The organism is Paenibacillus sp. DMB5 (assembly GCF_001517085.1).
Lineage (GTDB): Bacteria > Bacillota > Bacilli > Paenibacillales > Paenibacillaceae > Paenibacillus_AQ.
The window spans coordinates 1-809 of record NZ_LRAC01000042.1; the positions used below are offsets into that span (position 1 = coordinate 1).

Sequence of the window (809 nt, forward strand, 5' to 3'; positions counted from 1 at the left end):
TTTGACGAAATGGGCAAAACGTCGCTGGAACATTTCAATACAACACTGACCTCATATTCGACTGGAGCTGCCACGGACAAGGAGCTTGAAGAGGCGCTTGATTCTTTCCAGGACACAGCCTCTGATATTGCTGATCAGGTCAATGATGTGGAAATTTCAAGAGTCTGCCGGAAAATATTGAGACTCTGCTGAGAGATGCAGCCATTGCGTTCCAGAGCGCCTATTCAATCAAAGAACAGGCTTCGCAGAGTGCGGCTTCCCCTGAGGTTACAGCAGACGAGTTCAACGCCATGAACCAGGCGGCGGAGCAGGTAACCGGCCTCAAGGTTGTACAGCATGGTCCGAAATTCATTGATACTGTACGGGAGTTGCTACCCCAGAGCGGAAGTGTCCGGTGTGGGCTTTGAACAGGATGATGTTACTTTCAGCGCGTACACGGCTTATGCCGAGGCGCTCCAGCCGGCAGTGCTGGTTCCGGTGTCCAAGGCGGTTGAGAATCTGCGCATGTTCAAGGATGAGGATGAGCTGGCTGTTATGCAGCGCGCGGCCGATCTGGCCGATGCAACCTTCATCGTTTGACACCATTGTTGCCTCTGGCGGAACGTTCGGCCATGCCGCATGGTGTAGCCAGCAGCAAGGGAACAATGAATTTGTTACCTTTGATTTCGGTGCGCTGCTGGACGGGTACTGCTCGGATGTAACCCGTACCATTGCACTGGGCAAGCCGGATCCCAAGCTGAAGGAGATCTATGACATCACGCTTGAAGCACAGCTGCACACGCTCGCCGAACATCAAGCCCGGCATGACC

The 809-nt window shown here is 53.8% G+C and carries 3 protein-coding genes; all 3 read left to right on the forward strand.

The window, feature by feature from the left end:
• A partial coding sequence (locus AWJ19_RS35130; RefSeq protein WP_157889961.1) for a hypothetical protein occupies window positions 1–192 on the forward strand: 192 nt, incomplete at its 5' end.
• 204 nt (window positions 193–396) lie between these two features.
• On the forward strand, window positions 397–579 hold the full coding sequence (locus tag AWJ19_RS35615; RefSeq protein WP_068722620.1) for an aminopeptidase P family N-terminal domain-containing protein: 183 nt from the start codon (window positions 397–399) through the stop codon (window positions 577–579).
• Window positions 560–809: M24 family metallopeptidase (locus AWJ19_RS35620; protein WP_198536491.1), on the forward strand; the 250-nt coding region annotated here is incomplete at its 3' end. The genes AWJ19_RS35615 and AWJ19_RS35620, both read left to right, overlap by 20 nt.